We start from the raw sequence: 18147 nt of genomic DNA, 5'->3' as shown, positions 1-18147 counted from the left end.
TTTTTCCCCTCTTCCTTATATGAACAAGCCGACAATTATATCAATTACTTTAATTCCAATGAACGGAACGATAACTCCGCCAAGCCCATAAATAAGTAAGTTTCGGCTAAGCAATGCATTAGAACTCATCGGTTTATATGCAATACCTTTCATCGCTAACGGAATGAGTAATGGAATAATAACAGCGTTAAATATTAATGCTGATAAAATCGCTGACAGTGGTGATGTTAATTTCATAATGTTCAATGCTTCCATTTGCGGAATCGCAAGTGTAAACATCGCTGGAATAATCGCAAAATATTTCGCTATATCATTCGCAATACTAAACGTCGTTAACGCACCTCGCGTCATTAACAATTGCTTACCAATTCCTACAACCTCAATAATTTTCGTCGGATTCGAGTCTAAATCAATCATGTTCGCCGCTTCTTTCGCTGCTGTCGTACCACTATTCATCGCTAATCCAACGTCAGCCTGTGCTAATGCCGGAGCATCATTTGTACCATCACCTGTCATCGCTACAAGTTTCCCTTTATCTTGCTCTGCTTTAATAACCGCAATTTTATCTTCTGGTTTACACTCGGCAACGAATTCATCTACTCCTGCTTCTTTTGCAATCGTTGCTGCTGTTAACGGATTATCACCTGTACACATAACCGTTTTAATCCCCATTTGGCGCAACTGTTCAAAACGCTCACGCATACCCGGTTTTACTGTATCCTTTAAATAAATTAAACCGTAAATACGATTATCTACTGCAACTACAAGTGGTGTTCCGCCCTCTTTTGAAATTAAGTCTGCTTTTTGATTTACATCTTTCGGAATTGTTCCACCTTGTGACCCAACCCATTCAATAACGGCACCGACAGCACCTTTTCTCACTTTCGTTCCGTCTTGTAAATCAACACCACTCATTCTCGTTTCTGCTTTAAACGGAACAAACTCCCCTTGTTCTGCAAGTTCTCTATTATATGATATAGATTTTCCCTGCACATACTCGATAACAGATCGACCTTCTGGCGTTTCATCTAAAACAGAACTAATAGCAGCCCACTTTCCAACTTGCTCAATCGTTTCATTTCCTACAGGCAATAATGTATGAGCCATCCGGTTTCCAAAAGTAATCGTACCTGTTTTATCTAAAATAATTGTATTAATATCGCCCGCAGCTTCTACTGCTTTCCCTGACATCGCTAGCACGTTAAATTTTGTCACCCGGTCCATCCCAGCAATACCAATCGCTGATAGCAAACCACCAATTGTCGTTGGAATTAAACATACTAACAATGCTACGAGTACAGCTGTATCAATTTGAAAACCTAAATAATTTGTAAAAATCGGCAACGTCACAACGACGATCAAGAAAATAAGAGTTAAGCTCGTTAATACTGTATTTAAAGCAATTTCATTTGGCGTTTTTTGACGAGCAGCTCCTTCTACTAAAGAAATCATTTTGTCGATAAATGATTCACCAGGATTACTCGTAATGACAATTGTAATTTCATCACTTACCACCATCGTTCCACCTGTTACGGAACAAAAATCACCACCCGCTTCTTTTATTACAGGAGCTGATTCTCCTGTAATTGCAGATTCATCTACAGACGCTAATCCTTTGATTACTTCACCATCATTCGGAATCATTTCTCCTTGTTTTACGATAACAACGTCACCTTTTCTAAGATCAGTTGCTGAAACTTGGACAATGTCTCCATTTTCTTTTACAACATTTGCAAACACATCTTTCTTCGACTGTTTTAAAGAATCGGCTTGCGCTTTACCGCGACCTTCTGCTAATGCTTCTGCAAAATTCGCAAATAAAACTGTAAATAATAGAATAAGAGAAACTGTTATATTAAACCATCCTGGTATACTACTAGAACTGCTTGGAAGAAAAGATAAAATGAACGTAATGATAAACCCAATTTCCACAACGAACATAATCGGATTCTTTATCATGACTTTCGGATTCAATTTCGCAATGGATTGCTTCATCGCATGTGTTACGATATCACGATCCATCGTTTTCGCTTGTCTAACCTCATCTTCTACAGCATGTATTTGTGTCTCATTTACTTGTTTTTCTTTTACTACTACCGGTCTCATCATGTACCCTCCATTACTTCAATGTAAGAAATTCTGCAATTGGTCCGAGTACTAACATCGGGAAAAATGTTAATGCACCAACAATTACAATCGTTCCGATGAAGATGCCACCAAATAAACTATTATCTGTACGGAACGTTCCGACTGTTTCTGGCACTACCGTTTTTTCTTTCAACGAAGCTGCCACAGCTAGCATCGTAATTAAACTGAAGTAGCGTCCTAAAAACATAACTAAACCAGTCGTAATATTCCAAAACGGTGTATTATCTCCTAATCCTTCAAATCCAGATCCGTTATTCGCAGCTGACGATGTATATTCATATACAACTTGTGTTAAACCGTGGAAACCGGAATGAGAAATAGCATCCGTTCCTAAATTTGTTGAAAGAGCTAATGCCGAAAATCCTAAAATGAGCAATGGATGAAATAAAATCGTGACTGCGATTAATTTCATTTCCTTACCTTCAATCTTTTTACCTAAAAACTCTGGTGTCCGTCCAACCATTAACCCAGATATAAACACCGCGATAATTGCATACATAATAATGTTTACAAAGCCTGCTCCAACTCCGCCATACACTGTATTTAACATCATATTTACGAGGGGAACTAGACCACCAATTGGTGTTAACGTATCATGCATCGTATTAACAGCGCCTGTTTCAGCAGCTGTCGTTACTGTTGCGTATAGTGAAGAAAATACTGTTCCAAATCGTACTTCTTTCCCTTCTGTACTTCCTTGTACATGTTCGATACCCATTCCATTTAATGCCGGGTTCCCGTTTAGTTCAGATGTCGTAATCGTTATAAACCCTAGTAAAAATACCATAAATAGTGACACGAAAAGGATGCGACCTTGTTTTTTATTTCCGACCATTCGTCCGTACGTAAATGGAAGTGCTGTTGGTAATAACATCATAAGCATCATTTGCAAAATATTACTCATTTGTCCTGGATTTTCGAAAGGATGCGTAGAGTTTGCTCCGAAAAATCCACCGCCGTTATTTCCAAGTTCCTTAATGGAAACGAATGATGCAACAGGTCCACGTAAAATACTTTGCTTTGCACCTTCAATCGTTTGTGCTGTAACCGCCCCATCTAACGTTTGTGGTACGCCAAGTGCGACAAAAACTAGTGCCGCAATAAATGCGATAGGAAGAAACACTCTCGTTAACGCTCTCGTAAAATCAACGAAAAAGTTACCAAGTTCTTTTCCAGCAAGTCCTCTTATAAAAGCCATAACGAGCGCTAATGTCGTTGCTGGTGCCGCAAACATTAAAAATGTAATTCCGATTAATTGTGATAAATAAGATAAACCATTTTCACCGCTATAATGCTGTAAGTTTGTATCAGCCATAAAACTAATTGCTGTATTAAAAGCGAGCGTAGGCTCCATCCCTTCAATATGCGCTGGATTTAGTGGCAGCACACCTTGTAATCTGAAAATGAAGTATACGACAACGATCATAAATCCATTTAATAAAACTAATGATAATGCGTACTGTTTCCACGTTTGATTGTATGCTTTTACACCCGTAATTTTAAAAATAAGTTTTTCAAAAGGCCCGAATACTTTATCTAACGTTTTGCTACCTTGAAAAGCTTTTTCTAAATAAATCCCCGTTGGCTTTGCTACTAAAATAAACAAGAGCATTGTAATAATGACTGCAACCCAAATCATAATGAATGATTCCCCCTAATTAAAACTTCTCTGGATTTAATAATGCATACACTAAATACACTGTAATTACTGCGACAATAACCGATAAGACAATCATCATGATTGCTTTCCTTCTTTCACAACTTTATCTGACCAACTTGCAAGACTTGCCATCGATGCAACTAATAAAATAAAAATCCCGACCATTACAACATCTAACATAACTATCCCTCTCTTCTTTTGTTAAAATTTACCATTTAAATATTAAAAAAGAACACTGAGCTCTACTCAGTGTTCAAAAAATGAACAACAAAAAGTAAACCTCCTCTCTAAACGCTTACGAGGTTAGCTGTCGGATTCGGGCCTAAAGAGTAGCCCTACTTTCAAAACTGAAAGATTCACCCCAAGTGACGATGCACAAAATTGGTTCCCCCGCTCCATTTCTGGAACTCAGCGATTTTAGGTTTTTTTGGAAATTTTATGAATGATTTATGAGAGTAAATATACTCCTCTATATTTCACTTGTAAAGGGGGAAATTGCTGAAAATAATAATATTTACATTCATTTAAACGCTTACATTGAAGATTATTACTATTATTTCATCTATTTTCTTTATTTCTCTTTTCTTTTCTTAAAAATGACCTTTTAAATATGAAATAAAAAGAGCGAATCATGAAGTGCATAGCTTGTTGCACTCAGCATTCGCTCTTTTTTATTCAACCTTTATTCTCCTCGTAAAAATGCACGTAAATTTCTCCCACGAATATAAACTTGTGTCAATTCTGCATGTAGCTGCTCATACTCGGCAATATCCATCTCTAAATACAAAGCATCTTTTGACGGTAATATAATATATGGCCCGGGAAAAAGGGGATCAATCTGAACCAATTCTTGAACTCGCTCTACCGATACTGCCCAACGATTTGCTATATCTCCAAGTAATAGTACCTTCATCATTTCTTCCCCCGCCCTATTCAAAAAATAAAAAAGAAATATTATCACAATTTGTAAACACGACAAACTTAGCTCCAATTGTTTCATAGAGCCTCGCTGGATATCGTTTATTCCTTGTAACAACAGTAATAGGTGCTTGAAAAGAAAAGCGAATGTGTTCTGTGAAAAAACTAACGATTGGAAGCTCATCCCCTAGTAAAATCACCTTCTTAATACACTCACAAATACTAGTAAAGTCCTGCTCCTTACTGCAGATATAAGTCCAATCAAACCCACAATTCCTAACTTCAGCCGCTATCTCTTCATTTGCTGTAAAAATAATTAACTCATGTTGAAATGATACTAGATCTCTTAAACTATTTACCTTACTTTCTTCTCCAACACAAATAAGTGTTAGTTCCATGTACCTCATCCTCCTTAGTATAAAAGAAATCAAACATAGATTGATATTCCCCTATACTAATCAGATCGATGAAGTGATGTATCCATCATGGCACCGTCCTCTCTCAAGACGCTTACGAAGTTAGCTGTCGGATTCGGGCTTTGAGAGTAGCCCTACTTTCAAATTTGAAAGATTCACCCCTAGTGACACTGCACAAATTGGTTCCTCCGCTCCATATAATTGGACTCAGCGTTTACAAAAAAATATATTCTGGCTGATATATTACTCCTGTATTTTGAAAAAGTAAACAGAAAAAAAGCCAGTTATAAAACTGGCTTTTCACTTATCTATACACGCGTTCTATTCACTTTATATGCAAAATGATTCGTCGGTCCATGACCACTACCAATATTCAATGGCTCTTCAATTGCTATACTAATAAATCGTTTTGCTTCTTGAACAGCATCTTCAATTGAGTATCCTTTCGCAAGTCCTGCTGTAACCGCTGAAGCAAATGTGCACCCACTTCCGTGCGTTTGCTTTGAAGGAATTCGCTCGCTTCTAAACTCAATAAATTCTTCTCCATCAAAGAGGAAATCAATTACTTCATTACCTTGATATTCTGCATGTCCGCCCTTCATAAGCACATATTTAGCACCTAATTTGTGCAATACTTTTGCAGCTTCCTTACTATCTTCAACATTATGAATCTCCATCCCAGTTAACACTTCTGCTTCTGGAACATTCGGTGTTATAACGGTTGCTACTGGTAATAAATATTCTTTTAATGCATGAACTGCTTCTTGCTGTAATAATGATGCACCGCCTTTTGCGATCATAACGGGATCTAGCACAATATTATTCCAGCCAAATTTTTTAATTTGTTCTGCAACAATTTGAATTATTTCACTACTAAATAACATTCCTAGTTTCACTGCATCTGGTGTTAAATCCGTACCAATTGAATTCAGCTGTTCTGTAATACCTTCTAACGGAACAGGATATACCCCTTGAACGCCAAGCGTGTTTTGAGCAGTAATTGCCGTAATAGCCGTCATTCCGTATACACCAAGCTCTTGGAAGGTTTTTAAATCCGCCTGAATTCCAGCACCGCCGCCGCTATCAGATCCTGCAATTGTTAAAGCTTTATTCACTTTCATCCCACTCATCCTTTTCTATCCAAAATAGCGATGATAAATCGTTTTTGCTTCGCTTATATCTTTCGTTCCATGTACGAGCACACGGCCATCTTTAAAGGCGACTAACCTCTTGTCTTCAACAGAAAATGATAATAAATATGGATTTACATTTAAATCATTCACGCGACCTTCCAGCAACTCTTTATATTGTTCAAAATTCATTTCTTCTTTATGAGGTGGTCTAATTTGAACTGTATTTCGCCCGCATAAAACTGCTGTTTTTGATGTGTTCTCTTTATTTAAATATGGATACAATGCATTCTCTCCACATGAAGGACAATTATGCTGGCGAAGCTTTTGTACATTCATACATAAATACTCATTCTTCCACATATCAAACGATACAAGCCCATCTCGAAGTGATTCGTAATCTTCTACTAACAGTTTAAGAGCTTCTGTTACTTGATGAGAAACGACAAGAGATACAGCAGGTGATATAATACCCGCTGTATCACATGTTGCCCCGCCAAGCGGAATCGACTGTAATAAACATGATAAACATGGTGTTTTACTAGGAAGGATTGTGTAAGAAAGACCGTAACTACCTACACATGCACCGTAAATCCATGGAATAGAATATTTTTGTGCTATATCATTCACAATAAAGCGTGTTTCGAAATTATCAGTCGCATCAATAATTACATCGACGTTTGTAACAAGTTCTTCTAGCTCTTCAGCTGTTACATCTTGAACGAGAGCTTTTATTGTTACATCGCTATTAATCTCTTCTAAACGTTTTTTAGCCGCTATAGCTTTTGGGAGATTATTCTTTACGTCGCTCTCTGCATACAATTGTTGTCTTTGTAAATTACTCCAATCTACATAATCACGGTCAACAATTGTTATCTTGCCAACACCTGTTCTTACAAACATCTCTGCATTTGCACTACCTAATGCACCTGCACCGATAATAAGTACATGCTTTTCTCTTATCTTTTGCTGCCCTTCTGCTCCAATTGGAGAAAATAGTTCTTGGCGAGAATATCGATTATTCAACTACGCTCATTCCTTCTAAAGGACTACTTGCAGTTGCACAGCGCTTACGTGCAATACGACCTGCTTCAAATCCTAAACGGCCTGCTTCAATACTTAGTTTCATTGCCTGCGCCATTTTAATAGGATCTTTTGCTCCTGATACAGCTGTATTTAATAACACGCCATCTGCTCCTAATTCCATTGCAAATGCCGCATCAGCTGGGCTACCAATACCAGCATCAACGATAACTGGTACTGTCGCTTGTTCAATAATGAAGCCCAAATTTAATGGATTTACAATACCAAGTCCTGATCCGATTGGAGATGCTCCTGGCATAATCGCATGCACGCCAAGCTCTTGTAATTTACGTGCTAATACAACATCATCAGATGTGTACGGAAGTACGATAAATCCTTCTTCCAGTAACATTTCAGATGCCTTTAACGTTTCTACCGGATCCGGTAATAACGTTCTATCATCACCAATAACTTCTACCTTTATCATGTCACAAAGCCCAGACGCTTTTGCTAATTTTGCAATGCGAACAGCCTCTTCAGCATTTTTTGCCCCTGCTGTATTTGGTAATAACGTATATTTTTTCACATCAAGTTTCTCTAATAAATTAGGTTGCTTTGCATCAAAGATATCCATACGACGTACTGCAAACGTTAAAATTTCAGCTTCAGAAACGTCAATTGCCTTTTGCTGTACGTCAAAATCAGGGAATTTACCTGTACCTAATAAAAGTCTAGAATGAAATGAAAATGGTCCAATGTTCAACATAATCAACCGCCTCCTACGAAAGTTACAATCTCAATTTGGTCTCCATCAAAAACAGATGTATCTGTATGATCATCTTTTTGTAAAATATCTTTATTACGCTCTACTACAACAATTCTGTTATCTAGCTCTAAATGTGTAAGTAACTCAGCTACTGTTTTTACACTCGCTGGCACTTCAATTTGGTTACCATTAATTTTTAAATTCAAACTTCCATCCCCTTTCTAAACTCTTCTAGAAAGCAATGAATCTAGCAAATGATTCTCTTGCTTTCCTTCTATTAAATCAGCCATATATTGGCCAGAAATAGGACTTAATAAAATACCGTTCCGATAATGGCCCGTGCAAGCATATAAACCTTTTATTTCTTCATGCTCTCCCATATAAGGAGCTTCATGATTCGATTGTGGTCTTAATCCTGCCCACGCGCTTTCCCATTCTGCTTCTTTTAAAGCTGGCAATATTGTATAAGCACGCTCTAATATAGAAGTTATACTTTCTGGCTGCACAGTTTTATTGAACGTATGGTGCTTCATTGTTGCCCCAATTACGTAACGTCCACCGCGCTTTGGAGTAATGTAAAATCTTTCTTGAAAAATAGGTGCTTTTAAAAGTTGTTTTCTACTTCTTACCGCAACCACTTCTCCTTTAACTGGATATGTACCCCAATCGCGGTGAAAATAATTGAGTAACTTCGTGCTCCATGAACCTCCTGCAATAACGACTTTCTCACATGTGACAATACCTTCACTTGTAATAACTCCAGTCACTTTATTATTTTCAATACGAATATCAAATACTTCTGTCTGTTCATATATATCAGCACCTGACATTGCCGCAGAATGTGCGAATGCTTTCGTAAGCTCTGGTGCAATAACATGACCGTCTTTCGGATAATATACTGCTCCTATAATGGATTCGGATAGATACGGCTCTTTTTCCCGCACATGGTCTCCCGTTAGAAAGTAGGAATCTTCACCTGTTTTTTGCTGCCAATCCATAATGTGAAGGATTCTTTTCTTCTCATCTCCATTTTGAGCAATACGATAAATTCCTTTTTCTTCATATCCAATATCAATACCCGTCTTTTCACGTAAAACTGTTGCAAGTTGTGGAAATATAGCTCGGCTTTCTCTAGCAAGTTCAAATAGCGGATCATACGCATCCCATTCTGCCTGAACACCAAGTAGACCAGCAGCTGCTTTTGAAGCTTCCGATGCAATTCTTTGCTTCTCTACAATCGCTACTTTATGTCCTCTTTCTGCTAGAAAATGTGCAACTGAACTACCAATTACACCACCACCAATAATCGCTACATCATACTTCTCACACATGTTTTTCCGCCCACTTTCTTATTGATTCCTTATAAGATTTCGCTTTGCTATACGGGTCACTACTACTTACAATTCCGGACATAACTGCTATACCGCTTACACCGTTAGTAAGGACATCCACTGCGTTTTCTGGAGTAATTCCTCCAATTGCTGTAATCGGTATAGATAAACACCTTGCAATGTCAGAAATTTCTTCAAGCCCTCTCGCTGGCACACCTTTTTTACAATCTGTCGGAAATACATGACCATAAACGAGTGAATCCGCTCCATTTTTAAATGCTACTATCGCTTCATCTAGCGAATGCACAGAATAACCGACATGCAAATACGAAAACTTTTCTTTCACTGACTTTACATCTGTGCTTCGATACCCTAGTTGAACACGAGGAATATTTAATAAAATTGCAATATCAATTCGATCATTTATAACAATTTTAGAAGCGGGAAAGCCTTCCATTAAAAGACTTTCCACACCTTCATATAACTCCTTCGTACTCTTCTCACGCTCACGAATATGCAAATAATCAATCTCACTCTCAATTTGCATCGCTACATTCACTAACTCTTCGAATGGCATATGGCCATTTGAGATTACGTGGAGCTCATTTTTCATATTCATTCGCCTACTTTAAAATATTTTCGAATAGTTCATCGGCTGGAACGGTTTCTTTCGTCATTCCTTTGTCCTTCAGCCATTTATTTTGTTTCTCCCAAGATTCTTTTGAATCTGATAAAAATGGCTCATCTTTCGTTTCCATCTTCTCTAATAAAATTTTCATACTTTCCTTTTCAACTTCTGGCACAAGTGGGAAGTTTTCTTTTTCTTGATGATTTAATAAAACATTCAATGCTTCATCTGGGTTTTTCTTCATGAAATCATAGCCTTTTTTCGTACCACGTAAGAAAGCTTGCAACGCTTCTTTATCTTTTTTCAACGTTTTATCACCTGTTACAAACACAAGTTCATGATAGTTCGGTACTCCGTAATCAGCTGGATTAAAGTAAGCTGGTTCATGGCCTTCATGACGCATAACCGGTACTTCATGATTAATGTATGCCCCTGTTACCGCATCCACTTTTTTCGTAATTAAGGCTGGTACTAAATCAAATCCAACATCAACTACTTTCACTGTATCAGGATTACCACCAGCTTCTTTTACCATCGTTTTTAAATACATCTCACTTAAAGGTGTCCCAGAATATCCTACTGTTTTCCCTTCTAAATCTTTCGGTGATTGAATGCCCGCTGATTTCAGCGATACGACATGATTTAATGGTGAACGTACGACAGCCCCAATTGATTTCACTGGAATTTGCTCATTTGCTCTTGCCATAACAACATCTGGCTGATAATACAAGCCAACTGTCACCTTCCCTGCTGCTGCCAATGTTAATGGATCAGTCGTATTAGAAGGGAATTTAATATTTACCTTTACACCTTCTTCTTTAAAGTATCCTTTTTCAATTGCTGCATAAATAAAGCTATGTACCGCATTTGGATACCAATCTAACATGACTGTTATTTCTTTCTCTTTTTTACTTTTTTCTGATGCTGAATTACTCGAACATCCTGTAATCATTGCAATTAATAATGTAAACACAAAGATGCGCTTTAAAAATTTCATGAATGCTTCCTCCAACTAATGAATTTCTTTTCTAATATGGAAATAAGTACGACGAAGAAAATAGCTAATAATGATAACAATACAATGGGTGCAAATACGCCAGCTCCATCTAACTGAGTCATCATTCTCTTACTGAAATATCCAAGTCCAGCTTGTGCACCGAGCCATTCTCCAATTGCTGCTCCGATAACACTAAGCGGAACTGCAATTTTTAAAGCTGAGAAAAAATAAGGAAGAGCAGACGGCAACTTTAATTTAAGAAAAATATCTCTTTTCGTTGCTCCATATATAACTAAGAGCTCCTCCCATTCTTTTTTTGTACTACGCAGTCCATCATACGTATTGACCGCAATCGGGAAAAACGTAATTAAAACTGTGACAACAACCTTACTCCAAATTGTGTATCCAAACCATAAAACAAATAGCGGAGCAAGCGCAGTAATCGGAATCGTTTGTGAAGCAACTAATAATGGATAAAATGCTCTTTCCATCCATGTACTCGCATTCATTAACATCGCTAGCCCTACACCTAATACGATAGAAATAACAACACCTATTAAAACGACGTATAACGTTGCAGGTAAATGAACCGTAAATAATATGTCTTTTAGTTTCCATATCTTCATTACAATCGCAGACGGTGACGGTAAAATGTACATCTCATCTACAATTCTTGCTCCTATTTCCCACACAGCTAGTAAAATACTAGAAAGTGTAATAGCAGGAACTAATTCTTTCAATCGGTTCATCACACAAGTACCTGCCTTTGTAACATACTAAGAAGCTCATCTTTCAGCGCTAATACTTCCGGTTTATATAAATCTTTTCGTGTTCTGTTATGATCAAGTGGTACAATCCGCTCAGTCAAAGTCTTTATCGGCTGCTGTTCCACTACTAAAACTCGGTTCGAAAGAAATAACGCTTCTTCAACATCATGAGTAATGAATAAAATTGTTTTTTCCCACTCTTGCCATTGTTCAAACAGCCATTCTTGCAAAGAGGCCTTCGTTAAAGCATCTAACGCGCTAAACGGTTCATCTAATAACAATATCTCCCCGCCCGTTAACAAAGTTCGGATAAAAGATACGCGTTGCCTCATACCACCAGATAAATCTTTCGGATGTTTTGTCTCATATCCTTGTAAACCAAATTTATATAACAGTTCCTTTGCCTTTACTTGTGCTTCTTTCTTCTGTACACCTTGGCACTCTAGCGGCAGAGCAGCATTCTCAATAATTGTTCTCCACGGCAAAAGCATATCTTTTTGCGGCATATATCCTACAGGATGGTGCTTTGTTTCTGTCAGTTCTATCTGTCCAGTACTTACCTTCTCTAGGCCTGTAATAAGGCGAAATAAAGTACTTTTCCCACATCCACTCGGTCCGATAATACTGACAAACTCTTTCTCATGTATAGAAGCATTTAATTCATGGATGATTGGTTTCTCATCGTAATGAAAAGAAACATTATGAAACTGTAGTATGTTCTTGCTCCTCAAATCCCCACATCTCCTTACGATAGGACATATCCCAGAATAAATATTCAAATCGACTGGAATATAAGAAAATCTCCTCTAATCTATCTAGTTCTTTCTCAGACTTTCCAACTGCCATTTCATTTAATAAATCTATTAACCAAATACAAAGATTACCGTATTCTTCCGAACTATATCCTTGAATCCACTCACCAAAAAACTCATGATCTCTTGCTCCAGGAATATCATTTAAACGCTTTCCAATTTCCCAGTAGCTCCACATACATGGAAGAAGCGCTGCTATTAATTCTGCAAGTGTGCCATTTTGAGATACAGACATCATGTAATTTGTATAAGCTAAATTTTTAGCAGATGGTTTCGCAGACTCTATCTCCTCTATAGAAATTCCAAGTCTTTTTGCATATTGTTTATGGATTGTCATTTCGCCATTTAATATCCCATCAATTTGTTCAGCGAACTTTCCCATTACTTGTGGATTCGTTGCTTTTACAACACCAATCGCATATAACTTTGCATAATCTAGCAGATATAAATAATCTTGAATAATATAATACTGAAATTTATCTTTTTCTAACGTGCCATCTCCCATACCCACTACAAACGGATGATTATGACTCATCTCCCAAACCGGTTGCACAGTTTCTAATAATCTATCGCAAAATTTCATTTCTCTATCCCCTTTCAATATATGTATCTAAATAAAAAACCACTTCTATATATAAGAAGTGGTTACAGCAAATAAAATTATACATTTATTCGATGTTCCACTTCCCTTCGCTAGTATTACCTAGATCAGGTGTTATAAGGGTTAAGGATTATTCCTCTCTCAGCAAATCAAGCACCCCTAGTGGTTTCAATATGAAATTTTCAAATAAAAAAGCCCCGTTTCTATACGCAAAGAAACGGGGACTCATTGTTAGTGTCCGAATTGCTTCCCTACGCTAGCATAATCTAGATCAGGTAATAAAAAGGATCAAAGGCTTACGGCCTACTCTCAGCTGGCAACACCAGCTCTCCTAGCAAACTATAAAATTATCACTGTCAGTATAACACCCTAATAAGACATCATCAACTGTTTTAATTTTCTTAATTATCAACGAAATATTGAAGTTATACAATACATACATTCTATTTTAGAAAATAAAACCCAAATTAATTGTATAAAAAGGAATCATTATCCTCAAAAAATTTATTTTTATATTGATTTCATATTACATTTATGTGAATACACCCACTATATTATATCTTTATACTATAATAAAATTACAACTATACAACTAGAGGAGGTCTCTATTCCATGAATATGAAAGCTACTACTTTAACAGCAACTACTGTAGCGATTGCTTCTTTACTTCCTTCTATGGGTGAAACAAATGTACAAAAAGCAAACGCTGAACAATTACCTAATGTTAAAACTGGGTATGTCAAAGTCGATCAAGTAGCATTACATACAGAAGATAACGTAAAAAGCACATCAATTGATACAATTCGCTTTAATACAAAAGTGAACATCCTTGAAACAACTAATGGTTGGTATAAAGTATCTGTTCATAATAAAGTAGGTTATGTACAAAAGGATGCTATTTTACTAAAAAACAAACTTCAATCTAATGATCAATACATCGTCAATGCTAATGCATTAAACGTTCGCTCTGAACCTAATTTAGAATCTTCCATTTTAGATGTATTACCAAATGGCAAGTTTATTACCGTTCAAGAAGATCAAGGCGAATGGTATAAAATATCACATAATGGCCAAACGGGTTACGTACAAAAAGCATTCATCTCTAATGGTTCACAACCCTTAGTAAAAGGAATCACCGTTCAAAATAATACAAAATATACTGTTGCAACACCTAATCTGAATGTACGTAGCAACACCAGTACAAGTAGCGCTCTACTCGGTTCATTACAAAACGGTACACAAGTACAAGTAGTAGAAACTGTAGGAACTTGGTATAAAATTCGTTTTGGCACAGGATACGGATATGTAGCAAAACACTATGTAGTACAAAATCAACCACAGGCTAAAACAGATCAGCCTTCATCTATTCCAGCTGCTTTCAAATTCCCTGCTCAAGGAAGAATTAGCTCAACCTTTGATATACGCTGGGAACAAATGCATTATGGTATAGATATTGCTGCTCCAGGGAACGTCTCTATCCAAGCTGCTGCTGCAGGTAAAGTTGTGAAATCTTATTATTCAGCTAGCTATGGAAATGTTGTGTTCATTGCGCATCAAATCAATGGGAAATTATATACAACTGTTTATGCTCATATGAAGGATCGCACTGTACAAACTGGTGATCAAGTACAAGCTGGACAATTAGTAGGTCATATGGGCAACACAGGTCATTCATACGGGCAACATCTTCATTTTGAATTACATAATGGAGAATGGAATTTTGAAAAAACAAATGCAGTAAATCCACTGCCATATTTAGTTAGGTAAATTGTATGCCACGCAATATACCTCTTATAATTGAATACGTAGCCTTTTTAGGTTTAATCTGTTGTTTAATCATTTACAATACAAACATTGTATTTTTATCTATTATTATTGCTTTTGTTGCATTAGAAATTATGATGGAATCATTTCAAGTGCAACTAAAACAAAAAATTGCCCATATTTATAACGCTATATTTCTTTTGAGTGCTCTCATAACAAATATAATTAGTAATGGCTTTTATTTATCTACTGTATTTCCAGTATTCTTTATGGCTGTTTTATTATTTGTAGCTAGATATATTAATGTCCCTTATAACCAAAAACAAAAACAAGAAGCTTAGAAAGAGGAGACACTGTGTACCAATCTGTCAAAGATACTCCAATAAAATACATATTGAATTTGTATAAGAAAGCCAATACTTTTTTTGGTATACAAGGAAGTTATACTGCACAACTTCTCCTATATGGAATGTTGTTTCTTGTCTTAATCACTTTCTCCTTGTTTTACTAACAAAAAAGGATCTCACATAAACTGGAGATCCTTTTTAATTTATATTAATTTTTCATATCGAAAATTTTGTTTATCCACAAGCATATTTTTCATAAATAAAGCTCAGATTATATTTTTTCTCTAAGCTCATTCGTTGTTCGTCATCGCACCAATAGAAAAGAATATCATGAATCGTTGCGTAACGCTTATTTTTAAGAAATAGCCTAAAGAATGATGGTAAACAATCATGTAATTGTATAAATATATAATTGCGTAGTGTTTCTTCTTTATATTCAATGCCCTTACAAATATACAGTAATTCTTCACAATAATATGCATGCTGTGGAACTTGTATCATTTCGAAAAATGGCACATAAGATAGTAACTTTCCAATAAAATGACCGTATCGATCCATTACCCCTATCGTCATATGCTCCATCATTTCTTTCATCACATATAAATAATCATCTACATGCGTTGTTTTCAACGGGTCTAAGCGATCGGAAATTTGAGATAATACAGCTCTTTGACATGCTAAAACTGCCTGACTAGGTCCATAATATGATAGGAAATCTGTACACTTACGATATTTCCGTAATAAATCATGTGTATATAAATCATATACAAAAGTATTACAATACATTGCTAAACTCATCATATCACTATTTAATTGCTCTTTTGATAATGATTTCGCTCTCTTGCACATATAAAAGAATGTAAATTCCAATACTTCTTTATGAGATAATAGATGTTTACAATCTGTTATACATTTCTCATTAAATTTAACTCTATCCCAAATTTCAATATCCCTATCTGTCAATTCACCGATACGATGTTTAATAATTAAATAGTTTAAAGCAACTGATTGCGTCAAAAGATCCCATGTTTCATATTCCAATGAAGTATGAACAAACTCAGCTAATCCTTGCTCTATCATAAAAGCATTTGCCTCTTCATACCAACCAATCTCTTGGCATAAGCGAAGAATACGCACTAAAGTTGGAATTTCATCTTTATGAAACTGCGGTAAATTCTTTACTTTATTCATGCCATATACGATAAATGCCGCTAAATTTTCTTCTTTATAAAATTCTTTCTCTTTCCATACTAATATAGTTCGTTCTTTCCCCTCACCTTTTGGGTGACAAGGTACAAGCAAAGAAAATAATTCAGCGAAATTATTTGGTTCTATATATGTATCTGTAACCAAATTCCAATTTGGATCGCCCTGTACAGCCTTCATATAATTCCCCTTCCCTTTTCATCTACGTAGGAAATATTAATTTATTATCGCACCACTAAAAATTAATATTGTTATATTCAAAATCCCTCATAATACTTATATCTATCAGTATATCATCTTTTCTCTTATTAAAAATGAAGAATAACAAATTTAAAAAAACTGTGGAAATTATTAACCTTATCCTTATTATATAATGTCTCAGATACATCACGCTAACATATTAGTTTAATCCATATATACTAGAATAATGCATCTGAACTTTATATATAATTTAGCTCTTTATGAGTGACCATTAAAATCTCGGTTAATTAAAGTTTCAATTTACTCTGTACGCTCTGAGATTTCGCTCAAGGCAAATCCAGCTTGATCATCTGCCGATTCCCTTATAGCTAAATCTCCTAGTGCTAACATGCCAATAAGCTGACCACTATCAACTACTGGTAACCGTCTAATTTGATACTGTGCCATTAGCTCTGTAGCTTTTTCAATAGAATCATTTGGAGAAACTGAGATAATATTTGTTGTCATTACATTTGTAATTTTATTAGATCCAGGATGTTTTTCAGCAATCCCTCGAACAACTAAATCTCGATCAGTAACAAGCCCAACAACTTGCTCATTTTCAACAACAGGAATTAACCCAACCGATTCTTCCTTCATTTTTACAGCTGCCTCATATACATTGTCTAGCGGTGTACAATGTACAATATGGGTACTCATTAAGTCTCTAACTCGTGTCATTATTTATTTCCTCCTTTTTATACATACCATAGCTTTTCCAAAATTCCTTTATTTATTTCTGGAAAGTAAAATGATAAAAAGGATCAACAAAATAAAAAAGAGCCAGCATAATGCTGACTCTTTTTTGTATGACCCGTACGGGATTCGAACCCGTGTTACCGCCGTGAAAGGGCGGTGTCTTAACCACTTGACCAACGGGCCATGGCTCCGCAGGTAGGACTCGAACCTACGACCGATCGGTTAACAGCCGATAGCTCTACCACTGAGCTACTGCGGAATAATATATGGTGGGCCTAAATGGACTCGAACCATCGACCTCACGCTTATCAGGCGTGCGCTCTAACCAGCTGAGCTATAGGCCCATATACTTACAGGGGCAGTAGGAATCGAACCCACACTGGAGGTTTTGGAGACCTCAGTTCTACCTTTAAACTATGCCCCTAAATGATGCCGGCTAGAGGACTTGAACCCCCAACCTACTGATTACAAGTCAGTTGCTCTACCAATTGAGCTAAGCCGGCATAAAAAAAATGGTGGCTCGGGACGGAATCGAACCGCCGACACGAGGATTTTCAGTCCTCTGCTCTACCGACTGAGCTACCGAGCCAACATAAATGGCGGTCCCGACCGGGGTCGAACCGGCGATCTCCTGCGTGACAGGCAGGCATGTTAACCACTACACCACGGGACCATTTGGTTGCGGGGACAGGAT

20 protein-coding genes, 7 tRNA genes and 4 riboswitches are annotated in these 18147 nt (G+C 36.6%); of the genes, 2 read left to right on the top strand and 25 right to left on the bottom strand.

Translation table 11 applies throughout. From position 1 onward, the window contains the following. Positions 1-15: 15 nt before the first annotated feature. From kdpB to tenA, 16 genes are all read right to left on the bottom strand, one after another. Positions 16-2106 (bottom strand): potassium-transporting ATPase subunit KdpB, encoded by a 2091-nt coding sequence (kdpB, locus tag ACTJJY_RS26235; protein WP_001248009.1) that lies wholly within the window; start codon positions 2104-2106, stop codon positions 16-18. Positions 2107-2119: 13 nt separating this feature from the next. Next, the gene (gene kdpA / locus ACTJJY_RS26230; protein ID WP_000638330.1) at positions 2120-3787 is read right to left on the bottom strand and encodes a potassium-transporting ATPase subunit KdpA; all 1668 of its coding nucleotides are present in this window, start codon (positions 3785-3787) and stop codon (positions 2120-2122) included. A gap of 19 nt (positions 3788-3806) precedes the next feature. Further along, positions 3807-3884, bottom strand: a complete 78-nt coding sequence (gene kdpF, locus ACTJJY_RS26225; protein WP_225988584.1) for a K(+)-transporting ATPase subunit F — start codon at positions 3882-3884, stop codon at positions 3807-3809. Continuing rightward, complete coding sequence (locus ACTJJY_RS26220) at positions 3884-3988, bottom strand: SipW-dependent-type signal peptide-containing protein (RefSeq protein ID WP_000887894.1); 105 nt, start codon at positions 3986-3988, stop codon at positions 3884-3886. The genes kdpF and ACTJJY_RS26220 overlap by 1 nt, the downstream gene beginning before the upstream one ends. A 98-nt stretch (positions 3989-4086) precedes the next feature. Beyond that, a riboswitch (cyclic di-AMP (ydaO/yuaA leader) is annotated at positions 4087-4232 on the bottom strand. Positions 4233-4490: 258 nt separating this feature from the next. Next, positions 4491-4724 (bottom strand): hypothetical protein, encoded by a 234-nt coding sequence (locus tag ACTJJY_RS26215; RefSeq protein ID WP_440606965.1) that lies wholly within the window; start codon positions 4722-4724, stop codon positions 4491-4493. 13 nt (positions 4725-4737) lie between these two features. Beyond that, positions 4738-5124, bottom strand: a complete 387-nt coding sequence (locus tag ACTJJY_RS26210; RefSeq protein WP_440606964.1) for a hypothetical protein — start codon at positions 5122-5124, stop codon at positions 4738-4740. A gap of 93 nt (positions 5125-5217) precedes the next feature. Beyond that, a riboswitch (cyclic di-AMP (ydaO/yuaA leader) is annotated at positions 5218-5365 on the bottom strand. Positions 5366-5450: 85 nt separating this feature from the next. Further along, on the bottom strand, positions 5451-6263 hold the full coding sequence (gene thiD / locus ACTJJY_RS26205) for a bifunctional hydroxymethylpyrimidine kinase/phosphomethylpyrimidine kinase (RefSeq protein WP_063546492.1): 813 nt from the start codon (positions 6261-6263) through the stop codon (positions 5451-5453). Positions 6264-6278: 15 nt separating this feature from the next. Beyond that, entirely contained in the window at positions 6279-7298 is a 1020-nt protein-coding gene (thiF, locus tag ACTJJY_RS26200; RefSeq protein WP_440606963.1) for a thiazole biosynthesis adenylyltransferase ThiF, read from the bottom strand. After that, a complete protein-coding gene (gene thiG, locus ACTJJY_RS26195) occupies positions 7291-8061 on the bottom strand; it encodes a thiazole synthase (protein WP_000931980.1) in 771 nt (256 codons plus the stop codon). Before thiG ends, thiF begins: the two co-directional genes overlap by 8 nt. A gap of 2 nt (positions 8062-8063) precedes the next feature. Continuing rightward, entirely contained in the window at positions 8064-8267 is a 204-nt protein-coding gene (gene thiS / locus ACTJJY_RS26190; RefSeq protein WP_001049502.1) for a sulfur carrier protein ThiS, read from the bottom strand. Between the two features lie 15 nt (positions 8268-8282). Beyond that, positions 8283-9392, bottom strand: coding sequence for a glycine oxidase ThiO (gene thiO, locus ACTJJY_RS26185; protein ID WP_000333304.1), 1110 nt, complete (start codon positions 9390-9392; stop codon positions 8283-8285). Continuing rightward, positions 9385-10005, bottom strand: coding sequence for a thiazole tautomerase TenI (gene tenI / locus ACTJJY_RS26180; RefSeq protein WP_000787167.1), 621 nt, complete (start codon positions 10003-10005; stop codon positions 9385-9387). The genes thiO and tenI overlap by 8 nt, the downstream gene beginning before the upstream one ends. A 10-nt stretch (positions 10006-10015) precedes the next feature. After that, positions 10016-11017 carry an ABC transporter substrate-binding protein gene (locus tag ACTJJY_RS26175; RefSeq protein WP_440606962.1) on the bottom strand — a complete coding sequence of 334 codons (1002 nt, stop codon included), beginning with the start codon at positions 11015-11017 and terminating at the stop codon, positions 10016-10018. Then, the gene (locus tag ACTJJY_RS26170; RefSeq protein WP_440607000.1) at positions 11014-11766 is read right to left on the bottom strand and encodes an ABC transporter permease; all 753 of its coding nucleotides are present in this window, start codon (positions 11764-11766) and stop codon (positions 11014-11016) included. Before ACTJJY_RS26170 ends, ACTJJY_RS26175 begins: the two co-directional genes overlap by 4 nt. Then, entirely contained in the window at positions 11766-12515 is a 750-nt protein-coding gene (locus ACTJJY_RS26165) for an ABC transporter ATP-binding protein (protein ID WP_440606961.1), read from the bottom strand. Before ACTJJY_RS26165 ends, ACTJJY_RS26170 begins: the two co-directional genes overlap by 1 nt. Further along, positions 12484-13179: a thiaminase II gene (gene tenA / locus ACTJJY_RS26160; RefSeq protein ID WP_000666826.1), complete on the bottom strand. Its 696-nt coding sequence runs from the start codon at positions 13177-13179 to the stop codon at positions 12484-12486. The genes ACTJJY_RS26165 and tenA overlap by 32 nt, the downstream gene beginning before the upstream one ends. Positions 13180-13264: 85 nt before the next feature. Next, positions 13265-13368: riboswitch (TPP riboswitch) on the bottom strand. A 60-nt stretch (positions 13369-13428) separates the two neighbouring features. After that, a riboswitch (TPP riboswitch) is annotated at positions 13429-13540 on the bottom strand. Positions 13541-13809: 269 nt separating this feature from the next. On the opposite strand from tenA, the gene ACTJJY_RS26155 reads away from it, so the two are divergent. Both ACTJJY_RS26155 and ACTJJY_RS26150 read left to right on the top strand, forming a co-directional pair. Then, positions 13810-14964, top strand: a complete 1155-nt coding sequence (locus ACTJJY_RS26155; RefSeq protein ID WP_440606960.1) for an SH3 domain-containing protein — start codon at positions 13810-13812, stop codon at positions 14962-14964. Between the two features lie 5 nt (positions 14965-14969). Continuing rightward, positions 14970-15302: a hypothetical protein gene (locus ACTJJY_RS26150; protein ID WP_001137823.1), complete on the top strand. Its 333-nt coding sequence runs from the start codon at positions 14970-14972 to the stop codon at positions 15300-15302. 240 nt (positions 15303-15542) lie between these two features. Here ACTJJY_RS26150 and ACTJJY_RS26145 read toward each other — a convergent pair whose 3' ends face one another. From ACTJJY_RS26145 to ACTJJY_RS26105, 9 genes are all read right to left on the bottom strand, one after another. Next, entirely contained in the window at positions 15543-16694 is a 1152-nt protein-coding gene (locus ACTJJY_RS26145) for a DUF3965 domain-containing protein (RefSeq protein WP_223617971.1), read from the bottom strand. 321 nt (positions 16695-17015) lie between these two features. Further along, on the bottom strand, positions 17016-17435 hold the full coding sequence (locus ACTJJY_RS26140; protein WP_000199012.1) for a CBS domain-containing protein: 420 nt from the start codon (positions 17433-17435) through the stop codon (positions 17016-17018). Positions 17436-17564: 129 nt separating this feature from the next. After that, positions 17565-17636, bottom strand: a tRNA-Glu gene (locus ACTJJY_RS26135). A gap of 1 nt (position 17637) precedes the next feature. Beyond that, positions 17638-17712: transfer RNA gene (locus tag ACTJJY_RS26130), tRNA-Asn, on the bottom strand. An 8-nt stretch (positions 17713-17720) separates the two neighbouring features. Beyond that, a tRNA-Ile gene (locus tag ACTJJY_RS26125) sits at positions 17721-17797 on the bottom strand. Between the two features lie 9 nt (positions 17798-17806). Next, positions 17807-17877, bottom strand: a tRNA-Trp gene (locus ACTJJY_RS26120). A 6-nt stretch (positions 17878-17883) separates the two neighbouring features. Continuing rightward, positions 17884-17956 (bottom strand) — tRNA-Thr (locus ACTJJY_RS26115). Positions 17957-17966: 10 nt separating this feature from the next. Next, a tRNA-Phe gene (locus ACTJJY_RS26110) sits at positions 17967-18042 on the bottom strand. 8 nt (positions 18043-18050) lie between these two features. Further along, positions 18051-18126: transfer RNA gene (locus ACTJJY_RS26105), tRNA-Asp, on the bottom strand. Between the last annotated feature and the right edge of the window lie 21 nt (positions 18127-18147).

It is taken from the genome of Bacillus sp. 22475, from assembly GCF_052044835.1.
GTDB classification, from domain to species: domain Bacteria; phylum Bacillota; class Bacilli; order Bacillales; family Bacillaceae_G; genus Bacillus_A; species Bacillus_A cereus.
The sequence above is the reverse complement of the archived record's forward strand: the minus strand, read 5'-3'. Positions and strand labels throughout refer to the sequence as shown.

What these genes read in the sequence shown, in the direction of transcription:
- ACTJJY_RS26145 (WP_223617971.1), bottom strand. Translation starts at nt 16,694, where the DNA reads ATGAAGGCTGTACAGGGCGATCCAAATTGGAATTTGGTTACAGATACA.
- thiD (WP_063546492.1), bottom strand. Translation starts at nt 6,263, where the DNA reads ATGAAAGTGAATAAAGCTTTAACAATTGCAGGATCTGATAGCGGCGGC.
- kdpB (WP_001248009.1), bottom strand. Translation starts at nt 2,106, where the DNA reads ATGAGACCGGTAGTAGTAAAAGAAAAACAAGTAAATGAGACACAAATA.
- tenI (WP_000787167.1), bottom strand. Translation starts at nt 10,005, where the DNA reads ATGAAAAATGAGCTCCACGTAATCTCAAATGGCCATATGCCATTCGAA.
- ACTJJY_RS26210 (WP_440606964.1), bottom strand. Translation starts at nt 5,124, where the DNA reads ATGGAACTAACACTTATTTGTGTTGGAGAAGAAAGTAAGGTAAATAGT.
- ACTJJY_RS26175 (WP_440606962.1), bottom strand. Translation starts at nt 11,017, where the DNA reads ATGAAATTTTTAAAGCGCATCTTTGTGTTTACATTATTAATTGCAATG.
- ACTJJY_RS26170 (WP_440607000.1), bottom strand. Translation starts at nt 11,766, where the DNA reads ATGAACCGATTGAAAGAATTAGTTCCTGCTATTACACTTTCTAGTATT.
- ACTJJY_RS26140 (WP_000199012.1), bottom strand. Translation starts at nt 17,435, where the DNA reads ATGACACGAGTTAGAGACTTAATGAGTACCCATATTGTACATTGTACA.
- tenA (WP_000666826.1), bottom strand. Translation starts at nt 13,179, where the DNA reads ATGAAATTTTGCGATAGATTATTAGAAACTGTGCAACCGGTTTGGGAG.
- kdpF (WP_225988584.1), bottom strand. Translation starts at nt 3,884, where the DNA reads ATGATTGTCTTATCGGTTATTGTCGCAGTAATTACAGTGTATTTAGTG.
- ACTJJY_RS26155 (WP_440606960.1), top strand. Translation starts at nt 13,810, where the DNA reads ATGAATATGAAAGCTACTACTTTAACAGCAACTACTGTAGCGATTGCT.
- kdpA (WP_000638330.1), bottom strand. Translation starts at nt 3,787, where the DNA reads ATGATTTGGGTTGCAGTCATTATTACAATGCTCTTGTTTATTTTAGTA.
- thiO (WP_000333304.1), bottom strand. Translation starts at nt 9,392, where the DNA reads ATGTGTGAGAAGTATGATGTAGCGATTATTGGTGGTGGTGTAATTGGT.
- ACTJJY_RS26150 (WP_001137823.1), top strand. Translation starts at nt 14,970, where the DNA reads ATGCCACGCAATATACCTCTTATAATTGAATACGTAGCCTTTTTAGGT.
- ACTJJY_RS26215 (WP_440606965.1), bottom strand. Translation starts at nt 4,724, where the DNA reads ATGATGAAGGTACTATTACTTGGAGATATAGCAAATCGTTGGGCAGTA.
- ACTJJY_RS26220 (WP_000887894.1), bottom strand. Translation starts at nt 3,988, where the DNA reads ATGTTAGATGTTGTAATGGTCGGGATTTTTATTTTATTAGTTGCATCG.
- thiG (WP_000931980.1), bottom strand. Translation starts at nt 8,061, where the DNA reads ATGTTGAACATTGGACCATTTTCATTTCATTCTAGACTTTTATTAGGT.